This window comes from Lachnoanaerobaculum sp. MSX33 (genome assembly GCF_000512995.1).
Taxonomy (GTDB): domain Bacteria; phylum Bacillota; class Clostridia; order Lachnospirales; family Lachnospiraceae; genus Lachnoanaerobaculum.
In genome coordinates this window covers 27,356-45,518 of the sequence record NZ_AZXX01000011.1, presented here as the reverse complement: position 1 = coordinate 45,518, position 18,163 = coordinate 27,356, and the positions used below count along the sequence as shown (strand labels likewise).

General features: G+C 37.2%; 18 protein-coding genes and 1 tRNA gene. All 19 read left to right on the top strand.

All coding sequences use genetic code 11. From position 1 onward, the window contains the following. The first annotated feature begins 21 nt into the window (after positions 1 to 21). Positions 22 to 861: a ribosome biogenesis GTPase YlqF gene (ylqF, locus tag HMPREF1495_RS01530; protein ID WP_007595285.1), complete on the top strand. Its 840-nt coding sequence runs from the start codon at positions 22 to 24 to the stop codon at positions 859 to 861. Positions 862 to 870: 9 nt separating this feature from the next. Next, positions 871 to 1,515, top strand: a complete 645-nt coding sequence (locus HMPREF1495_RS01525; protein ID WP_034211472.1) for a ribonuclease HII — start codon at positions 871 to 873, stop codon at positions 1,513 to 1,515. Further along, positions 1,508 to 1,849, top strand: coding sequence for a YraN family protein (locus HMPREF1495_RS01520; RefSeq protein ID WP_034211470.1), 342 nt, complete (start codon positions 1,508 to 1,510; stop codon positions 1,847 to 1,849). Before HMPREF1495_RS01525 ends, HMPREF1495_RS01520 begins: the two co-directional genes overlap by 8 nt. Beyond that, positions 1,846 to 2,703: a peptidoglycan editing factor PgeF gene (gene pgeF, locus HMPREF1495_RS01515; RefSeq protein ID WP_034211468.1), complete on the top strand. Its 858-nt coding sequence runs from the start codon at positions 1,846 to 1,848 to the stop codon at positions 2,701 to 2,703. Before HMPREF1495_RS01520 ends, pgeF begins: the two co-directional genes overlap by 4 nt. Positions 2,704 to 2,784: 81 nt before the next feature. Continuing rightward, a complete protein-coding gene (locus tag HMPREF1495_RS01510) occupies positions 2,785 to 3,099 on the top strand; it encodes a hypothetical protein (RefSeq protein WP_034211467.1) in 315 nt (104 codons plus the stop codon). 10 nt (positions 3,100 to 3,109) lie between these two features. Continuing rightward, positions 3,110 to 4,396: an aminotransferase gene (locus tag HMPREF1495_RS01505; protein ID WP_034211465.1), complete on the top strand. Its 1,287-nt coding sequence runs from the start codon at positions 3,110 to 3,112 to the stop codon at positions 4,394 to 4,396. Next, on the top strand, positions 4,396 to 6,033 hold the full coding sequence (locus HMPREF1495_RS01500) for an ABC-F family ATP-binding cassette domain-containing protein (RefSeq protein WP_034211464.1): 1,638 nt from the start codon (positions 4,396 to 4,398) through the stop codon (positions 6,031 to 6,033). The genes HMPREF1495_RS01505 and HMPREF1495_RS01500 overlap by 1 nt, the downstream gene beginning before the upstream one ends. Beyond that, positions 6,014 to 6,802: an exodeoxyribonuclease III gene (locus tag HMPREF1495_RS01495; protein ID WP_034211461.1), complete on the top strand. Its 789-nt coding sequence runs from the start codon at positions 6,014 to 6,016 to the stop codon at positions 6,800 to 6,802. Before HMPREF1495_RS01500 ends, HMPREF1495_RS01495 begins: the two co-directional genes overlap by 20 nt. A gap of 25 nt (positions 6,803 to 6,827) precedes the next feature. After that, the gene (locus tag HMPREF1495_RS01490) at positions 6,828 to 8,627 is read left to right on the top strand and encodes a glycosidase (protein ID WP_034211459.1); all 1,800 of its coding nucleotides are present in this window, start codon (positions 6,828 to 6,830) and stop codon (positions 8,625 to 8,627) included. Then, positions 8,624 to 9,316, top strand: coding sequence for a hypothetical protein (locus tag HMPREF1495_RS01485; RefSeq protein WP_034211458.1), 693 nt, complete (start codon positions 8,624 to 8,626; stop codon positions 9,314 to 9,316). Before HMPREF1495_RS01490 ends, HMPREF1495_RS01485 begins: the two co-directional genes overlap by 4 nt. Before the next feature lie 178 nt (positions 9,317 to 9,494). Continuing rightward, a complete protein-coding gene (locus HMPREF1495_RS01480; protein ID WP_034211457.1) occupies positions 9,495 to 11,123 on the top strand; it encodes an extracellular solute-binding protein in 1,629 nt (542 codons plus the stop codon). A 56-nt stretch (positions 11,124 to 11,179) separates the two neighbouring features. Beyond that, complete coding sequence (locus HMPREF1495_RS01475; protein ID WP_034211456.1) at positions 11,180 to 12,097, top strand: ABC transporter permease; 918 nt, start codon at positions 11,180 to 11,182, stop codon at positions 12,095 to 12,097. A 9-nt stretch (positions 12,098 to 12,106) separates the two neighbouring features. After that, a complete protein-coding gene (locus tag HMPREF1495_RS01470) occupies positions 12,107 to 12,988 on the top strand; it encodes a carbohydrate ABC transporter permease (protein WP_034211455.1) in 882 nt (293 codons plus the stop codon). A 3-nt stretch (positions 12,989 to 12,991) separates the two neighbouring features. After that, positions 12,992 to 14,713, top strand: a complete 1,722-nt coding sequence (locus HMPREF1495_RS01465) for a heparinase II/III domain-containing protein (RefSeq protein ID WP_034211454.1) — start codon at positions 12,992 to 12,994, stop codon at positions 14,711 to 14,713. 58 nt (positions 14,714 to 14,771) lie between these two features. Further along, positions 14,772 to 14,843: transfer RNA gene (locus HMPREF1495_RS01460), tRNA-Gln, on the top strand. Positions 14,844 to 14,912: 69 nt separating this feature from the next. Next, a complete protein-coding gene (locus HMPREF1495_RS01455; protein ID WP_034211453.1) occupies positions 14,913 to 15,560 on the top strand; it encodes a gamma-glutamyl-gamma-aminobutyrate hydrolase family protein in 648 nt (215 codons plus the stop codon). A 24-nt stretch (positions 15,561 to 15,584) separates the two neighbouring features. Beyond that, positions 15,585 to 16,295 (top strand): acyl-[acyl-carrier-protein] thioesterase, encoded by a 711-nt coding sequence (locus tag HMPREF1495_RS01450; protein WP_034211451.1) that lies wholly within the window; start codon positions 15,585 to 15,587, stop codon positions 16,293 to 16,295. Positions 16,296 to 16,304: 9 nt separating this feature from the next. After that, positions 16,305 to 17,126 carry a CvfB family protein gene (locus HMPREF1495_RS01445; protein ID WP_034211449.1) on the top strand — a complete coding sequence of 274 codons (822 nt, stop codon included), beginning with the start codon at positions 16,305 to 16,307 and terminating at the stop codon, positions 17,124 to 17,126. Beyond that, positions 17,117 to 18,130, top strand: coding sequence for an SH3 domain-containing protein (locus HMPREF1495_RS01440; RefSeq protein WP_034211447.1), 1,014 nt, complete (start codon positions 17,117 to 17,119; stop codon positions 18,128 to 18,130). The genes HMPREF1495_RS01445 and HMPREF1495_RS01440 overlap by 10 nt, the downstream gene beginning before the upstream one ends. The last annotated feature ends 33 nt before the right edge of the window (positions 18,131 to 18,163 follow it).

Genomic DNA, 18,163 nt, shown 5'->3' with positions numbered 1-18,163 from the left:
AGCCTGATGAAAGGATAGTTTATGAAGATACAATGGTACCCGGGTCATATGACTAAGGCAAAAAGAGCGATGTCAGATGCCATAAAGCTTGTGGATATTATTATAGAGATGACGGATGCCAGAGCACCTGAGGCTACAAGAAATCCGGAAATCATGGAACTGGGCTCCAATAAGTCCAGAATTATTATATTAAATAAGGCTGATCTCTCCGATGAGAGTGCAAACAACAGATGGGCAAGCCATTATAAGGAGCAGGGTTATGAGTGCATGTTTATGGACTCCAGAAAGAAAAACGGAGTGAATGCACTGATAAAGGCTATAGAGAATGTTTCAAAGGAAAAGAGAGAAAGAGACGCTAAAAGAGGAATTAAAAACAGACCTGTAAGAGCAATGGTGGCAGGTATTCCGAATGTCGGCAAGTCCACACTTATAAACTCGGTTTCAGGAAGAGCAATGGCAAAGACCGGAAATAAACCGGGAGTTACAAAGGGGAATCAGTGGATAAAACTTAAAGGTCAGATAGAACTTTTAGATACTCCGGGAATACTTTGGCCAAAGTTTGAAGACGAAAACATTGGTGAGATGATTGCATTTATCGGCTCTATAAACGATATGATTATAGATATCAGAGAGCTGGGGCTTGAACTTATTAAATGGTTTATTAAAAACAGACCTGAGATACTTACAGAAAGATTTGAGATGGAAGACGGTGATGATGAAAATGCCGTTTTAATAAAAATAGCAAACTTAAGAGGTTGTACAAAGAAGGGCAATGAGCTTGACTATGATAAGGCCGCAAGTATCTTTGTAAATGAGTTCAGGTCGGGGAAACTTGGAAGAGTCACATTACAAATGCCGTAGGAAAACAGGATGAGGAAAATAAGTGAAGAAAAACTTGCCCTTGAGAGAGTAAGACTTGAGGGCATGAGAGAATTTGAAAATAAATACAGCGATTTGGCATATGTTGCCGGTATAGACGAGGCAGGCAGAGGGCCGCTTGCAGGTCCTGTGGTGGCGGCGGCGGTAATTTTGCCAAAGGACATCTTCCTTCCTTTTTTAAATGATTCCAAAAAGGTTACGGAAAAAAGAAGAGATGTTTTATTTGATGAAATAAAGCAAAACGCCATAGCGTACGGCATAGGTATTGCTTCAAATACTTTGATAGATGAGATAAATATATTACAGGCTACTTATGAGGCAATGAGAGAGGCCGTAAATGCACTGGAAAAAACACCTGATGTTTTACTGGTGGATGCAGTACATATACCTGATATAAATATAAAGCAGGTGGGTATAGTAAAAGGAGATGCCAAGAGTGTAAACATAGCCGCAGCAAGTATACTTGCAAAGGTCACCAGAGACAGGCTTATGGCAGAGTATGATAAAATCTACCCTGAGTACGGCTTTGCATCAAATAAGGGCTACGGTACGGCGACACATATAGCGGCTTTAAAGGAAATAGGGCCATGTGCCATACACAGAAAATCATTTATAGGAAATTTTGTAAGTGAATAAAAGAGAAGTCGGAAACAAGGGGGAGGCAATTGCTGCCTCTTTTCTTGAAAATAACGGAATTATAATACTTGAAAGAAACTACCGAAACAGATTTGGCGAGATAGATATTATCGCCAGAGAAGGCAATGTATTATTATTTATAGAAGTAAAATACAGGAAAGATGAAAGCTTCGGATATCCGCTTGAGTCTGTAGGATATTTTAAGCAGCAGAAAATACGAAAACTGGCAAGGTATTATCTTAATGAAAAGCATTATTTCATGCACAGCATAAGATTTGACTGTATAGGAATAATGGGTGAGAAGATAGATTGGATAAAAGGAGCATTTTATTGAGTATAAAGATATTAAAAAAGAATGATAAAAACATTTTGAGATTGAAAAAAGCTGAAAACAGAGTGGAATATTTTTCGTTTGAAGCATTGGAAAAATATGAGGAGCTTGTTCAGGGATTTTCCACAAGAATAGGAGGGGTAAGTGAAGGCCCTTATGCCTCTATGAATTTAAGCTTCAGCAGAGAGCTTGATAATAAAGAGGGTGTGCTTGAGAATTATAAAAGAATGGCAAAAGCTCTGGGAGTAAAGGAAGACAGTTTTGTGCTCTCATATCAGGAGCATTCCACCAATGTAAGAGTAGTGAATAAGAGCGATATGGGTAAGGGAGTATCGGTTGAAAGAGACTACAGAAATATTGACGGACTGATAACTGATGAGAGAGGCATTACCTTGGGGGCTTTTTTTGCAGACTGTATTCCGCTTTATTTTTATGACAGAAAAAAACAGGTAATAGGACTTGCACATTCGGGGTGGAGAGGTACCTGTAAAAGAATGGGTGCGGTAATGATAAATGAGATGGCAAAAAATTTCGGCACGGATGCAAAGGATGTAATTGCCTGTATAGGCCCAGGTATTTGTCAAGACTGCTATCAGGTAAGCGAAGATGTATACGAAGAGTTTTCAAAAAACTTTAAAAGTGAAGATATAGAGAGTATTTTCAGAGAAGACGGAGAGTATCATTTCAGACTTTCACTTTGGAAAGCCAATGAAACAGTATTAAAAGAGGCGGGAGTTTTGCCTGAGAATATATTTACATCAAATATTTGTACCGCCTGCAATCCGGATTTGCTTTATTCCCATAGAATAATGGGAGATATAAGAGGAAATATGGCCGCATTTTTGGCATTAAAATAATTTATTGTCTAACTGTAACCTTGGACTTGCTAAAAGTTGATAAAGTAATTATACTGTTAATATTTGAATAAAGGAGGCTATATGGAAGATTTTTTCAAGAAGTTAAGCATATATGGAAGTATTGCTAAAGAAGAAGGACAGAAAATAGCACAGAATGCTTTAAATAAGGGCAGAGAAATTGCCGATATTACAAAGCTCAAAAGAGACATAAAAATAGAAGAGGATATTATAAAGTCCTACAAAATGGTTATAGGAGAGTATGTAGCGGCCAATGATCTTTTAACAGATGATGAGCTGGTATTTGATCAGAGGTCAAAGATACTTGAATGCCAAAAGAAATTAGATGAGTTGAATGCAAAGCTTGAAGAAATGAGCAAAAACAATAAACAGGTATAAGGAGAATATAATGAAACCATACGCAGAATTGACAAAAGAGGAACTTTTGGAGCTTAAGAAAAGCCTGAAGGCTGAATATAAGGCTATGCAAAACAGAGACTTAAAGCTTGATATGAGTAGAGGAAAGCCTTCACAGGAGCAGCTTGATATTTCTATGGGACTTATGGATGTACTTACATCAGATAAGGACCTTATGAGCGAGAACGGTTCAGATTGCAGAAACTATGGTGTACTTGACGGTATACCTGAGGCAAAGGAGCTTATGGGTGATATGATGGAGGTTCCTGCAGATAACCTTATTATCTACGGAAACTCAAGTCTTAATGTAATGTATGACTGTATTTCCAGATCATATACTCATGGAGTAATGGGCTCTACACCTTGGTGTAAGCTTGACAAAGTAAAGTTCCTTTGTATAGTACCGGGATATGACAGACATTTTGCAATAACGGAGTATTTCGGATTTGAGAATGTATGCGTACCTATGCTTGAGAGCGGTCCCGATATGGATATGATAGAGGAGCTTGTACAAAATGATGATTCCATAAAGGGAATCTGGTGTGTACCGAAGTATTCAAATCCTACAGGAAACTCATACTCTGACGAAGTCGTAAGAAGATTTGCAAGATTAAAGCCGGCAGCTAAGGATTTCAGAATTTATTGGGATAATGCATATACAATTCATCATCTCTATGATCTTGATCAGGATCATCTTATAGAGATTTTGGCTGAGTGTAAGAGAGCGGGAAATCCTGATCTTGTGTATAAGTTTGCTTCAACATCAAAGGTTACATTCCCGGGTTCAGGTATTGCGGCACTTGCCACATCACATAATAACCTCGAGGATATTAAAAATCAGTTGAAGAATCAGACAATAGGTCATGATAAGGTAAATCAACTTAGACATGTAAGATATTTCAAGGATATTCACGGTATGGTAGAGCATATGAGAAAGCATGCCGACTCACTCAGACCTAAGTTTGAGATGGTAATAGATACACTTGAAAAAGAGCTTGGCGGTCTTGGTATAGCAAGCTGGACAAAGCCGAAGGGCGGATACTTTATCTCTTTTGATACTATGGACGGATGCGCAAAAGAAGTTGTATCAAAATGTAAAAAAGCAGGTGTTGTAATGACAGGTGCAGGAGCTACATTCCCGGGCGGAAAAGATCCGGATGATAAGAATATTCGTATCGCTCCTTCATTCCCGCCTGTAGCGGATTTGGAGATAGCCGCAAACCTTCTGTGTCTATGTACAAAGATGGCGGCAGTTGATAAACTCTTAGGAGAATTATAATGATTAGTGCAAATGGAATAACCCTCAGATTGGGGAAGAAAGCCCTTTTTGAAGATGTTAATATAAAATTTACACCGGGCAACTGTTATGGACTTATAGGTGCAAACGGTGCGGGAAAGTCAACATTCCTTAAGATACTCTCAGGTCAGATAGAACCTACAAACGGTGATATAGTTATAACACCGGGAGAGAGACTTTCATTCTTGGAGCAGGACCATTTCAAATATGATACATACACCGTTTTGGATACTGTAATCATGGGAAATGCAAGACTCTATGAGATAATGAAGGAAAAGGATGCAATATATGCAAAGCCTGACTTTACAGAAGAAGACGGTATAAAGGCGGCTGACCTTGAAGGTGAGTTTGCAAATATGAACGGTTGGGAGGCCGAATCCGATGCTGCGGCACTTCTAAACGGACTTGGAGTAGATACGGAACATCACTATACATTGATGAGTGATATGCCGTCAAACCTTAAGGTAAAGGTACTTCTTGCAAAGGCGCTCTTCGGTAATCCCGATATACTCTTACTTGACGAGCCTACAAACCACCTTGACTTGGATGCTATTGCCTGGCTTGAAGAGTTCCTTATAAACTTTGAAAACACAATTATAGTTGTATCTCATGACAGATATTTCCTTAATAAAGTTTGTACAATGATTGCGGATATCGACTACGGCAAGATACAGCTCTATGCTGGAAACTATGATTTCTGGTATGAGTCAAGTCAGCTTATGGTTCGCCAGATGAAGGAAGCCAACAGAAAGAAAGAAGAAAAGATCAAGGAGTTGCAGGAGTTTATTCAAAGATTCTCTGCTAATGCTTCAAAGTCAAAGCAGGCTACATCCAGAAAGAGAGCCTTGGAAAAAATCGAGCTTGATGATATCAAGCCTTCTTCGAGAAAATATCCATACATCGACTTCAGACCTGCAAGAGAGATAGGTAATGAAGTTCTTACAGTGGAGAATCTTTCAAAGACTATCGACGGAGAGAAAATTCTTGATAATATCAGCTTTGTGTTAAACAGAGAAGACAAGGTGGCACTTGTAGGACCTAATGAAAAGGCAAAGACCGTACTTTTCAAGATCCTTGCAGGAGAGATGGAGCCTGACAGCGGAAGCTATAAATGGGGTCTTACCACTACACAAAGCTATTTCCCTAAGGACAATACAAAGGATTTCTCAGGTGATGAGACAATAGTTGACTGGCTTACAAAATATTCTGAAATCAAGGATGCTACATATGTAAGAGGCTTCCTTGGAAGAATGCTTTTTGCAGGTGAAGACGGTGTAAAGAAAGTGAATGTACTCTCAGGAGGAGAGAAGGTTCGTTGTATGCTCTCAAAGCTTATGATAAGCGGAGCAAATGTACTTATACTTGACGAGCCTACAGACCACCTTGATATGGAGTCTATTACAGCACTCAACACCGGACTTGTAAAGTTCAAGGGTGTACTTATCTTCTCATCAAGAGACCATCAGGTAGTACAGACCACAGCTAACAGAATTATGGAAATCATTAACGGAAGTCTTATAGATAAGATTACTACATATGATGAATATCTTGAGTCTGACGAGATGGCAAGAAAGAGATTTACATATACTGTTTCAGCAGATGAAGAGAGTGATGATTGATATGGCAAGTACAAAGAAGATGATTTCATGGAATGTCAACGGTCTTAGAGCTGCCGTAACAAAGGGATTTTTGGATTTTTTCAGAGATATTGATGCCGATATTTTCTGTATACAGGAGTCAAAGCTCTCAGAAGGTCAAATTGAACTTGATCTTCCAGGATATTATGACTATTGGAATTATGCGCAAAAAAAAGGCTACTCAGGCGTGGCTGTATTTACTAAAGATAAGCCTCTTAATGTGACCTATGGCATCGGTATAGAGGAACATGATAATGAGGGTAGAGTTATTACGGCGGAGTATGAAGATTTTTATCTGATAACCTGCTATACTCCAAACTCTCAAAGAGGTCTTACAAGACTTGACTACAGAATGACTTGGGAAGATGCTTTCCTCTCCTATATCTTAAAACTTGAAGAAAAAAAGCCGGTGATATTTTGCGGTGACTTGAATGTTGCTCATAAAGAGATAGATTTGAAGAATCCTAAGACCAATAGGAAAAATGCCGGATTTACAGACGAGGAAAGAGGCAAGATGGATGTTATTTTGACCTCAGGCTTTTGCGACAGCTTCAGAGTACTGTATCCGGATAAAACGGATGCTTACTCATGGTGGTCCTATATGGGCGGTGCCAGAGCAAAGAATGTCGGTTGGCGTATTGACTATTTTATAGTATCTGATAAATTAAAAGATAGAATAAAGGAAGCTAAGATACATAGTGATATCTTGGGTTCGGACCATTGTCCGGTAGAACTGGATATTGAAATATAAATATATGACTTAAAGGAGGTGCGTTATGGTAGTTCAGAAAGAGAGAGGTAGAAGTTATTCTTATCCGCTTGGTATGACTGTGACGCCCTCTTGTTTTTTTATAAAGGTTATAAGAAAATGTGAACGACTTTATTTAAACCTTTATGAAAGAAATGAAGAAGCTCCTGTAGAAAGAATAGAGTTTCCAAAGGAATCAAGAATAGGAGATGTGTGGTTTTTACAGGTAAATACACGCCTTAAGAAAACTTTTGAGTATGCTTTTGAAGATGAAAAAGGACTTTTTCCGGATGAATACGGTAAATGCTTTTCGGGTAGAGACAGTTTCGGTAAAACTAGTCTTATAGATAACCCGAGAAGAAGCCCTGTGTATATAAGTGAATTTGACTGGGGTAATGATTTTGAAAACAACTTGGACAATAAAACTTTGGATGAAGCATTTATTTACAGGCTTCATATAAGAGGTTTTACAAAATCAAACAGCTCAAAGGTTGTGGACAAGGGTACATTTAAAGGACTTATAAGTAAGATAGACTATTTAAAAGACATTGGTGTGGATTTTGTTGATATAATGCCTGCAACTGAATTTGATGAGTTTATAAGAGTCGGAGGAAGTTGGATTTCCCTTTTTGATAAGGAGAAGAAAGAAAAGCAGGAAAAAATCAGAATAAACTATTGGGGATATGCAGACAGTTTAAACTTTGCACCTAAGGCAAGTTATTCTACAAGAAAAAACAGAAATCCTGTAAATGAATATAAGAGTATGGTAAAGGCCCTGCATGAAGCAGGTATCGGAGTCATACAGGAGTTTTTCTTTGCCAAGAAAAATATCAGCTATATAATTGATGTATTAAGATACTGGAAAATTGAATACCATATAGACGGTTTTCATCTCACAGGAGTTGATTACTGTGATGATATTGTAAAAGATCCTTATCTTCTTGACAGCAAATTCATATTTACAAATAAGATATATGAAAACAAGGGCAAAAACATCATCTCTATGGATTATGATTATATGAACAATATGAGAAAATATCTGAAAGGTGATGAGGGAATGGTTCCTTTCGTTGCAAATGTGATTGCGGAAAAGAGCAATTATTTAAACTTTATTTCGGATATCAACGGATTTGCACTTGCCGATATATACAGATATGATTATAAGCATAATGAAGATAATGGTGAAGACAATGCTGACGGATCAAATATGAACTTTTCCTGGAACTGCGGATTTGAGGGTGATACCAAAAAGATGCAGGTACTTAACCTAAGAAAGAGGATGTATTTGAATGCCGTATTCCTTTTGATGATATCAAAAGGTGCTCCATGTATATGCAGCGGCGATGAGATATTACAGTCAAAGAACGGAAATAATAATACATATTGTCAGGACAATGAGATAAGCTATTTCAATTGGAAACTGGTAGACAAGAATAAGGACTTTCTTGACTTTGTAAGGGCTATGCTTGGATTCAGAAGAGAGTATATTTCGAGCGTGGAAAAGTCCAAAACCTCTGTTCACGGTATGCAGGTTTGGAAACCGGATTTTGAATACTATAATAGGCAGATGGGAATACTTATAGAAGGAAAACAGGATATATATATTATCTTAAATATGCATTGGGACAGACATGAGTTTTCGCTTCCTACCATAAAGAGAGGAAGCTCATGGAAAGTATTGGTAAATACGGATGATATAAATACCCCGTTTAAGAAAGATGTTGTTAAGACAGAAGACCAAAGAAAGATATCGGTTGAAGGCAGAAGTTGTATGGTACTTATTGCCGAAGAAGATAAAAAGGCGGATGTAAGAAAGAAGAAGGTATGAATGTAATTATTATAGCGGCGGTTGCGGTAGCGATAGTGGCGGTTCTTCTAATGATGAATAGATCAAGGCCTAAGAGTTCCGAGGATGATATGGCTGAATACTCAAAGTCTAAAGAGGATAAAAAAGAGTTTTCAAAGCCGAGCCTTAAAAAGGGATTTCAGGAAGAGGCAAGTGTAAAATGCATGGTTGCAAATGCCACATGTTCCCGTTTAAAATATATGGATTTTAAAGGCGATATTTATGATGTGAAGTATGACGGTAAAAATGTGGACATCGAAAGAGAAACCGAAAAAGATGATACATTAAAGGATTATAAGATAGAAAAAGCCTATATGCAGGGAGGTTTTTCTCTTATAGAGGGCAATGAAACAGCCGAGAGAATAAATAACTTCAATCAAAATATGAAGCATATAAGAATTTTTGATAAAGACGACAATGAGTATAAGTCTATAACCTTTAAACAGGGTATAAATGATTTTGTCGATATAAAAACTCTTGATGAGCTGTGCGATTTTTTAAAAAAAGAGCTTCCACAGGGCGGTATCGTTTTAGATAAACTTGTAAAAATAGGATTTGGAAAGAGAAACCTATGGACGACTTTTTGCTATGATTACGGAGACGGCAGAAGTAAGGTTATAAAAAAAGATGATACCCTAAAGTTTGAAGATTTATTTGAAAGATGGGAATAAAGAGGAGTCACAAAAGTTGAAGCTTTTGTGACTTTTTTAGTGGAATAACATTGATAAAAATTATACAATAGTTATTAAAATTAAATATATATTTATCAAAAATGGGTTGAAAAACATAATGTTTTCATATAAAATGGAGATAAATAATTAAATATCGTAACAAAATTAAGGAGGGAATATGAGAAAGAGCTTAAGAAATTTAGGCAGTTTGTTATTGGTATGTAGTTTGGTCAGCATGAGTTTGACAGGTTGTTCACAGAAAGTGGAGGAAAAGACGGCAAGTGATACTGCGAGTGAGGCGGTATCAGAGAACAAAGAGTTCTCTTATCCTATGAAAACAGATAAGACATTGACTTATTGGATTCCACTTAATGTCAATGTTTCGGCTAATTACGGAAATCTTGGAGAGACCGATTTTTATAAAAATCTCCACGAACAATCCGGAATTGCTGTAGAGTACAAGCATCCTGCACTCGGTCAGGAAAAAGAGCAGTTCAATCTTATGTTACTGGATGAGGAATTACCCGATATCGTAGAATGGGAGTGGTTCGGATATGAAGGCGGACCGCAAAAGGCTATTGATGACGGTGTAATAATTCCTTTGAATGATGTATTTGACAAGTATTGCCCGAATATAAAGGCATATTTAAAGGATCATCCGGATGTGGACAAAATGATAAGAACAGACAATGGTGATTATTACTGCTTTCCGTTTATAAGAGGAGGAGACCTTCTGCTTACAAGTATGGGACCTATGCTTAGAGGAGATTGGCTTGATGAACTTGGCCTTGAAGTACCGAAGACCGTGGATGAATGGGAAACTGTGCTTACAGCATTCAAAGAGAAAAAGGGGGCTACAGGAGCATTTGCCTACTGGTATTCAGTGCCGGATCTTACAAACAACAATCCTTTTGCCTGTGCTTACAATGCAAGAAGAACATTCTATTTAAAGGACGGTAAGATTGCATATGGTGCTATAGAAGATTCATATAAAAATTATCTTCAAAAGATGAGTGAGTGGATGAAGGCGGGACTTTTGGATCCGGATCTTGCAACACTTACAAACGATCAGGTGGCGGCAAAGATAACAAGCGGAGCGGCAGGCGCATCATTTGCCTGGGGCGGAAGCGGTATGGGAAACTGGACTAAGGCCGGAAAAGAGACAAATCCTGATTTCAGACTTGTCGGAGCACCATATCCCACACTTGAAGCAGGACAGAAACCTGAAATGGGACAAAGAGATAATTTCTATCCGGGCGGACTTGGATGTGCGGCAATTACAACAAGCTGTAAGGATGTGGAAGTGGCAGCAAGACTCTTGGATTACGGATACAGTGAAGCCGGACATGTACTTTTTAATTTCGGTAAAGAGGGAGTAAGCTATGAGATGAAAGACGGCAAGTATACATATACAGACCTCTTACTTAATAATCCGAATATGTCTATAACTCATTCTATGGCAGGACATGTAAGGGCAAACTATAACGGACCTTTTGTTCAGGATGAAGAATACATTTTACAGTATTTCTCACTGGATGAACAAAAAGAGGCATTAAAGCTTTGGTCGGATACAAATATGAAGAAGTATACAATACCGCCTATTACTCCTAATGCGGAAGAGAGTAAGGAGATAGCAAGAATAATGACTGAAGTAAATACATATAGAGATGAATGTACATTAAAGTTTATTCTTGGAACTATGGATATGTCTGAATGGGACAATTATGTAAGTACAATCAAGTCAATGGGAATTGACAAGGTATTGGAAATGGAGAATGCGGCATTGGAAAGATATAATGCAAGATAGTAAAATATGATATTTGACAGGCCGGTGCTTTTGCATCGGCTTGCAAAGGTGATAATATGAAGAATACGATATTTTCTAAAATAAAAAAAGATTTAAAACTGAATAAAAGTTTGTATATTTTAGTTCTACCGGTTTTAATATTTTATATTATATTTCACTATAAACCAATGTATGGTGCGGTTATTGCATTTATGGATTACAATCCGAGACTTGGAATAAAGGGAAGTGAATGGGTAGGTTTTGCGCAGTTCATAAGGTTTTTTAACAGTCCGTATTTTGTAAGAATACTGAGGAATACAGTTTTATTGAGCGTATACGGAATTATCTTCGGATTCCCTGCACCTATAATACTTGCGCTGCTTTTAAACGAACTGAAACAAAAGAAGTTTAAGAAGACTGTTCAGACTGCAACATATTTGACACATTTTATTTCATTGGTAGTGGTAACCGGAATTATAAAAGAGTTTACACAAAGCACCGGACTTATAAATGATATAATCGAGTTTTTCGGCGGTACAAGAACATCGCTTATTCAAAATCCTGCACTGTACAGGACAATATATATCACTTCGGATATATGGCAGGAAATAGGCTGGGGTTCAATAATATATCTGGCGGCATTGTCAGGTATTGATGAGCAGCTGTATGAGGCGGCATCTATAGACGGTGCAAACAGATGGGATAAACTTTTACATGTTACTTTGCCGGGAATAAGCACAACTATAATAATTATGCTTATATTAAGGCTTGGTCAAATCCTTGGATCAAGCTATGAAAAGACAATACTTTTATATAATGAGGCAACTTATGAAACAGCAGATGTTATTGCCTCATATATTTACAGAGTGGGTATATTAGAGAGAAACTGGAGTTATTCAACAGCAATAGGTCTGTTCAACTCAGGTATAAATTTTATATTCCTGCTTGTGGCAAATAAACTGAGTAAAAAAGTCAGTGAAACAAGTCTGTGGTAAGGAGGGATAATGAAAAAGAAAAATTCTAATTCATTCAGTATATTTAATCTGTTTAATATATGTATTTTATCCATACTTGCTTTGTTATGTATATATCCCATATGGTATGTTCTGATGGCTTCTCTATCAAACGGAAATCTGATAATGCAGCACAGCGGTTTACTTTTGCTCCCGATAAAGCCGAATATAGCGGCATATATTGCAGTATTTAAAAATAAAATGATTTTATCAGGTTATTTGAATACTATAAAAATTCTTATTATAAGTTTGATATTGCAAATAACCATGACATCAATAGGAGCATACTTCTTTTCAAGAGAGAGGGTACTATTTAAGAAGCCTTTGATGTTTATGATAACCTTGACTATGTTTATAAGCGGCGGAATGATACCTTTTTATCAGAATCTGAGATCATTGCATTTGATGAATAGTCATTGGGGGCTTATTCTTCCCTTTATGATAAGTACCTACAATATGATTATTTTAAAGACATCATTTGAAAGTATACCGAAGTCACTCAGTGAGGCTGCAAGAATAGACGGAGCGGGACATATAAGAATACTGTTTTCAATAGTATTGCCACTTTCAAAGCCTGTACTTGCGGTTATGCTTTTATACTATGGTGTGGGTGTATGGAACGGATGGTTTTGGGCTTCCACAATACTTACAGACAGATCCATGTATCCGCTTCAGGTTATACTTAGAGAAATTCTGCTTTCAAATGACACTTCGGTTATGACACAGGGAGTATCTTCAGGAGATTTGGAAGCGGTAGGAGCAACGATAAGATATGCGACCGTTATCGTTGCAACTTTGCCGATACTGTGTGCATATCCTTTCTTACAAAAGTATTTTACCAAAGGTATTATGATAGGTGCAGTGAAAGAATAAATTATGAAATGTTTTGAAGCAATAAGAATACATCTGGAAGAATTTAAGAGAGATATAGAAAACTATAGTAGGGAATTACTGTATAAGGAGTTACCTGTACTTAGTGAAGAGAAGTTTTTACTGTATGAACAGACCGGAAACAGACTTATATACGAAAAACTATATTTTGAGAGAAGAAAATTTTTGAATGTATTCTTTTTTGTTACATTATGGCACAAGGAAAAGATATATATAAAAAAGCTTGAAGAGATAATATATACAATATGTAAAGAAGATACATGGGCTTTGCCTGCACATGTTGATATGAGTAAATACGACCGGAAGTATACTATAGATTTATTTGCGGCTGAAACTGCACAGGCTCTATCATGTATATACCATTATCTGGGTAAGATATTATATGAGGAATGTCTGGACATTATAAAAGAAAATGTATGGAGGAGGATAATAAAGCCTTATGCGGAAAGTGAATTCGGATATCACAGATGGGAAAACTGGGATAATAACTGGATATCGGTATGTGCATCAAGTATAGGCAGCGCTGTATTGTATCTGCCGGATGATAAAGGTGTAAGAGATAAAATACTTGACAGAGTAAAACTTTGTCTGGACAAATATGTCGGAGGTTTCAGTGAAGACGGTGTATGTCTTGAGGGGATGAGCTATTTTACATATGGTATGGAATATTTTTTCGGTTTTGCAAGGCAGCTGTATGAATATACCGATGGAGAAAAAAACTTATATACCGATGAGAGGCTTGAAAATATTGTATTGTTTCAGCAAAACTGCTTTTTACCCGGTGGTAACACTATAAGTTTTTCCGATGGCTTGGCCAATGACAGATTCAGACTTGGACTTAGTTGTTTTTTAAAGAGTAAATTTAAGGGCTTTGAAATTCCACCTATAGATTTCGCTATGAAATTTGACTCTGACGGTTGCTATAGATTTATGGCAAATCTGCAGGACGATTTATGGGTGAGTGAATTTTTAGAAGATGAAAAAAATAAAAATCAAGTTATAAAAGAAGAGTACAAATTTATTTTTTATAAAGAGGCACAGTGGGCTGTATGGAATAGTGGTGATACCGGACTTGCAATCAAAGGCGGTAATAATAATGAGCCTCACAACCATAATGATATAGGAAGTTTTATACTAAGTTATGCCGGAGAAGTATTCCTTGCAGATCTTGGATGTGGCGAGTATACAAAGGATTATTTTAAGGATGATACAAGGTATAAAATATTTAATAACAGAAGTCTTTCGCATAATGTACCTCTTATAAACGGTGAGGAACAAAAAGCAGGAGAAAAATATAAATGTTCAAGTTTTGAATCGCCAAAAGTCGGACAGGTTAAAATGTCTTATGCAAAGGCCTATGGTTTTGAGAATATAAAACTTTACAGGAATGTTGAATACTACAGTCATGATAAATATATTGTTATAGAGGATATAACGGAAAGCCTGTCTTATAAATATAGTTTGACTGAAAATCTGGTGACATATATAAAGCCTGAAATTAAAGACAACAGAATCCTTTTACAGGGAAAAAGGGCTTTACTTTGTATAGATGTAGTAAACGCAGGAAATATAAATATAAATGAAGTATGCTTCAGCAACCACAACGGTGTGGAAGAGAGAGTATGGCAGATACAGTTTGACTGCAAAACTAAGGATGACAATTGCCGTATTGAGCTTAAGCTAAGTTTTCACAAAAAAATCAAGTAAGTTTTCAATTTACTATTGACAAAACTGACCTAATAGAGTATCCTATTAAAGTCAGTTTTGGGTTATCGCCAAATGGTAAGGCACTGGACTCTGACTCCAGCATTTCTAGGTTCGAATCCTAGTAGCCCAGCTTTTACAACTCCCATTCAAACAATGATGTTTGTGGGAGTTTTTTAGTATATATAGACGAGGATTTTTTATGAAGAAGGTAGCACTTGCAGGGACTGAAAACTTGACAAATTATATCGATGCATTAAAAGAAAATGATATAGAAGTTATCGCAACTCTTGATGTGGATGAAGCCATAAAATGTGACGGTCTGCTTCTTCCCGGTGGCGGAGATATAGATCCTGTTTACTATGGTGAAGAAATGAACGGTTCGGATGAGCCTGACAAAGAGCTTGATAAAGCACAAAGAGATATTTTGGATGCATTTGTAAAGGCAAAAAAGCCCATCTTAGGCATTTGCAGAGGTATGCAGCTTATAAATATATACTTTGGAGGAAGTTTACATCAGGATCTTGCAACAAGAGATATTCATACAAGAAAAAATGATAATGACAGCATACACAGTGTAAAAAGTGTAGAAGAAGGAAATTTGTTTGAAAAATTTTATGGTAAAACTTTCAATATAAACTCCGCACATCACCAAGGCGCAAAAAAACTCGGGGAAGGACTGAAGGAGGTTTTACGCTCCGAGGACGGAGTATGTGAAGCCGTTATACATGAAGAATTACCGATTATAGCTACACAGTTTCATCCTGAGAGAATGTCTTATAAACAAAGAAGAGATGATGCGGTAGTAGGTGAGGAAATTTTTGAGTATTTCAAATCTCTTTTAAAATAAGAGACAGTGAGGTAAGGTAGTCAAATGTATTCATTTAATGAAAGAATCAGATACAGTGAATTGGGGGAGAATGGAGAGCTGTCTTTGGTAGGACTTTTGAATTTATTTCAGGACTGTTCAACATTTCAATCTGAGGACCTGGGACTTGGAATAAAATATTTACAAGGGAAAAAGGAAGCCTGGTGGGTGAATTCCTGGCAGATAGATATAAGCAGATTGCCGGGACTTGCACAGAAAGTGGAAGTAGGCACATTTGCATATAACTTTAAAAGCTTTTACGGCTATAGAAATTTCTTTTTAAAAGATGAAAACGGTGAGTTTTTGGTAAAAGCGGATTCCATATGGTTTCATTATGATTTGGACAATAAAAGACCTACCAAACCTACAGATGAAGCTTTAAAAAAGTATTTGGCAGGTAATGAGAAACGCCTCGATATGACTGAGATTGTCAGAAAATTTGATATACCGACAGAGTACAAACTCGGCAAGGAAATTGTGGTAAGCAAGAATGATTTGGATACAAATCATCATATGAATAATGCCGTATATGTAAGTAAAGCAAAAAATATTATTGAAGAAGATTTCAAAGTAAAAAAAATAAGTGTACAATACAAGAAGGCGGCCGTATTGAATGATGTGATTTTACCTAGAATTACAAAGAATGAAAATTCATATATTGTAAATCTGGCAGATCCAAAGGGAGATACATATGCTATCGTCAGATTTGAATATTAAGGGGGATTTATGGAATTAGGAAAAATACAGAGCCTGGAAGTTGACAGAAAAAAAGATTTCGGTATATATCTTACAGACGGGAACGGTGAAGACGTACTTCTGCCTATGAAGGAAGTGCCGGAAGGCTGTGAAGTGGGAAGTGAGATAGAAGTATTTGTATATCGTGACAGTAAAGACAGACTTATTGCGACTACAAGAAGACCTAAAATTTTAGTTGGAGAAGTCGGAAGACTCTTGGTAAAATCTACAACAGGAATAGGAGCGTTTCTTGATATAGGACTTGAAAGAGATGTGCTTTTGCCTTTTAAGGAGACGGTGAATAAGGTAAAAGAGGGTGATGATATACTTGTATATCTTTATGTGGATAAGAGTAACAGACTTGCGGCCAGTGCAAAGGTTTATTCACATCTTTCACCGAACAGTCCGTATAAAAAGGATGATGAAGTTGTCGGAACGGTATTTGAAATCAAAAAGATGGGTATATTTGTAGCGGTAGACGACAAGTACAACGGCATGATACCGCCAAATGAGAGTTTTGAGGATATCAAAATCGGTGACAGACTTGATATGAGAGTTATAAGAGTAAGAGAAGACGGAAAGCTTGATTTGAGTCCGAGAAAAAAGGCTTACAGACAGCTGCTTACCGATGCGGATATTCTTTACAATATAATTGAGAGTAGAGGCGGAAGCTTAGGTTTTGATGAGAGCGTTTCTCCCGATAGAATAAAGGCGGAGCTTAAGCTTAGCAAGAATGCTTTCAAAAGAGCGGTAGGACATCTTTTAAAAGAAGGCAAAATAGAAATAGCGGACGGAGACATCAAATGTCTTTAATTGATGATGTAATAAACAAAGCAAACGAATATGTCGGTGTTACTGAAGATCCGCCGGAAAGCAATAATGTAGTATTTAACACAGATTATTACGGGCAGGAAGTATATGACGGCAGTGTGGCAACATATCCATGGTGTGTGACTTTTCTTTGGGATATTTTCAGGATGGCCGGAGCGGAACATGTTTTTTGTGACGGAATGAAGACAGCCTCCACGGAAAGCGTATACAGTTATTACAAAAATAAAAATATGCTTTTTGATAAGGGACAAAGAGGAGATATCATTCTTATTCTGACTGCAGAGGCATCAAAATCAAGAAGAGTAAATCATGCGGGAATTGTAGTTTCGGCAAACAGAGACGGTACATATGAAACAATAGAGGGCAATACCGGCAGCGGAAATATCGCAAACGGCGGTATGGTAATGACAAGAAAGAGAAGCTTTGAAGGGAAAGGCTATACAATAGTGGGGTTTGCAAGGCCCGGCTATGAAAAAAAGGCAGTTAAACAAAGCTCTACCGATACAGGAGTTAATGAAATTCCCGTAAGCGCAAGACTTACCGTTACAGGCAGCGGTGTAAGAGTCAGAACGGCACCGAATACCTCATCTTCCATAGTAAAAAACTTAAGTGAAGGGGAAAAGCTAAAGGCTGTAGGCAGAATTGCAAGCAGATATAATCCATGGTTTCATGTATCCGAAGGCTATATAAGCGGAAACTTTGTAAGGGGCTGGATAAAGGATTACAATGATAATAACAGATGGTGGTATGTGGATAAGGACTACAAATATGCCAAAGCGGAGTGGAAAACTATAGAAGGAAAGGATTACTGCTTCGGTAAGGACTCCTATCTGTTTGTAAAATGCTATATCAAGTCGGCTATAAACGGTACTTATTATTGGGTGGATGATGACGGTGTTTATCAAAAGCGATATGATACCGAAAGCCCAAGTAGAAAATACAGAATAGTGGAAAATTATAAGAATGAAAATGCTTATAAGGTATAAAAAAGGTCCGGCAGTTTAATGCCGGATCTTTTT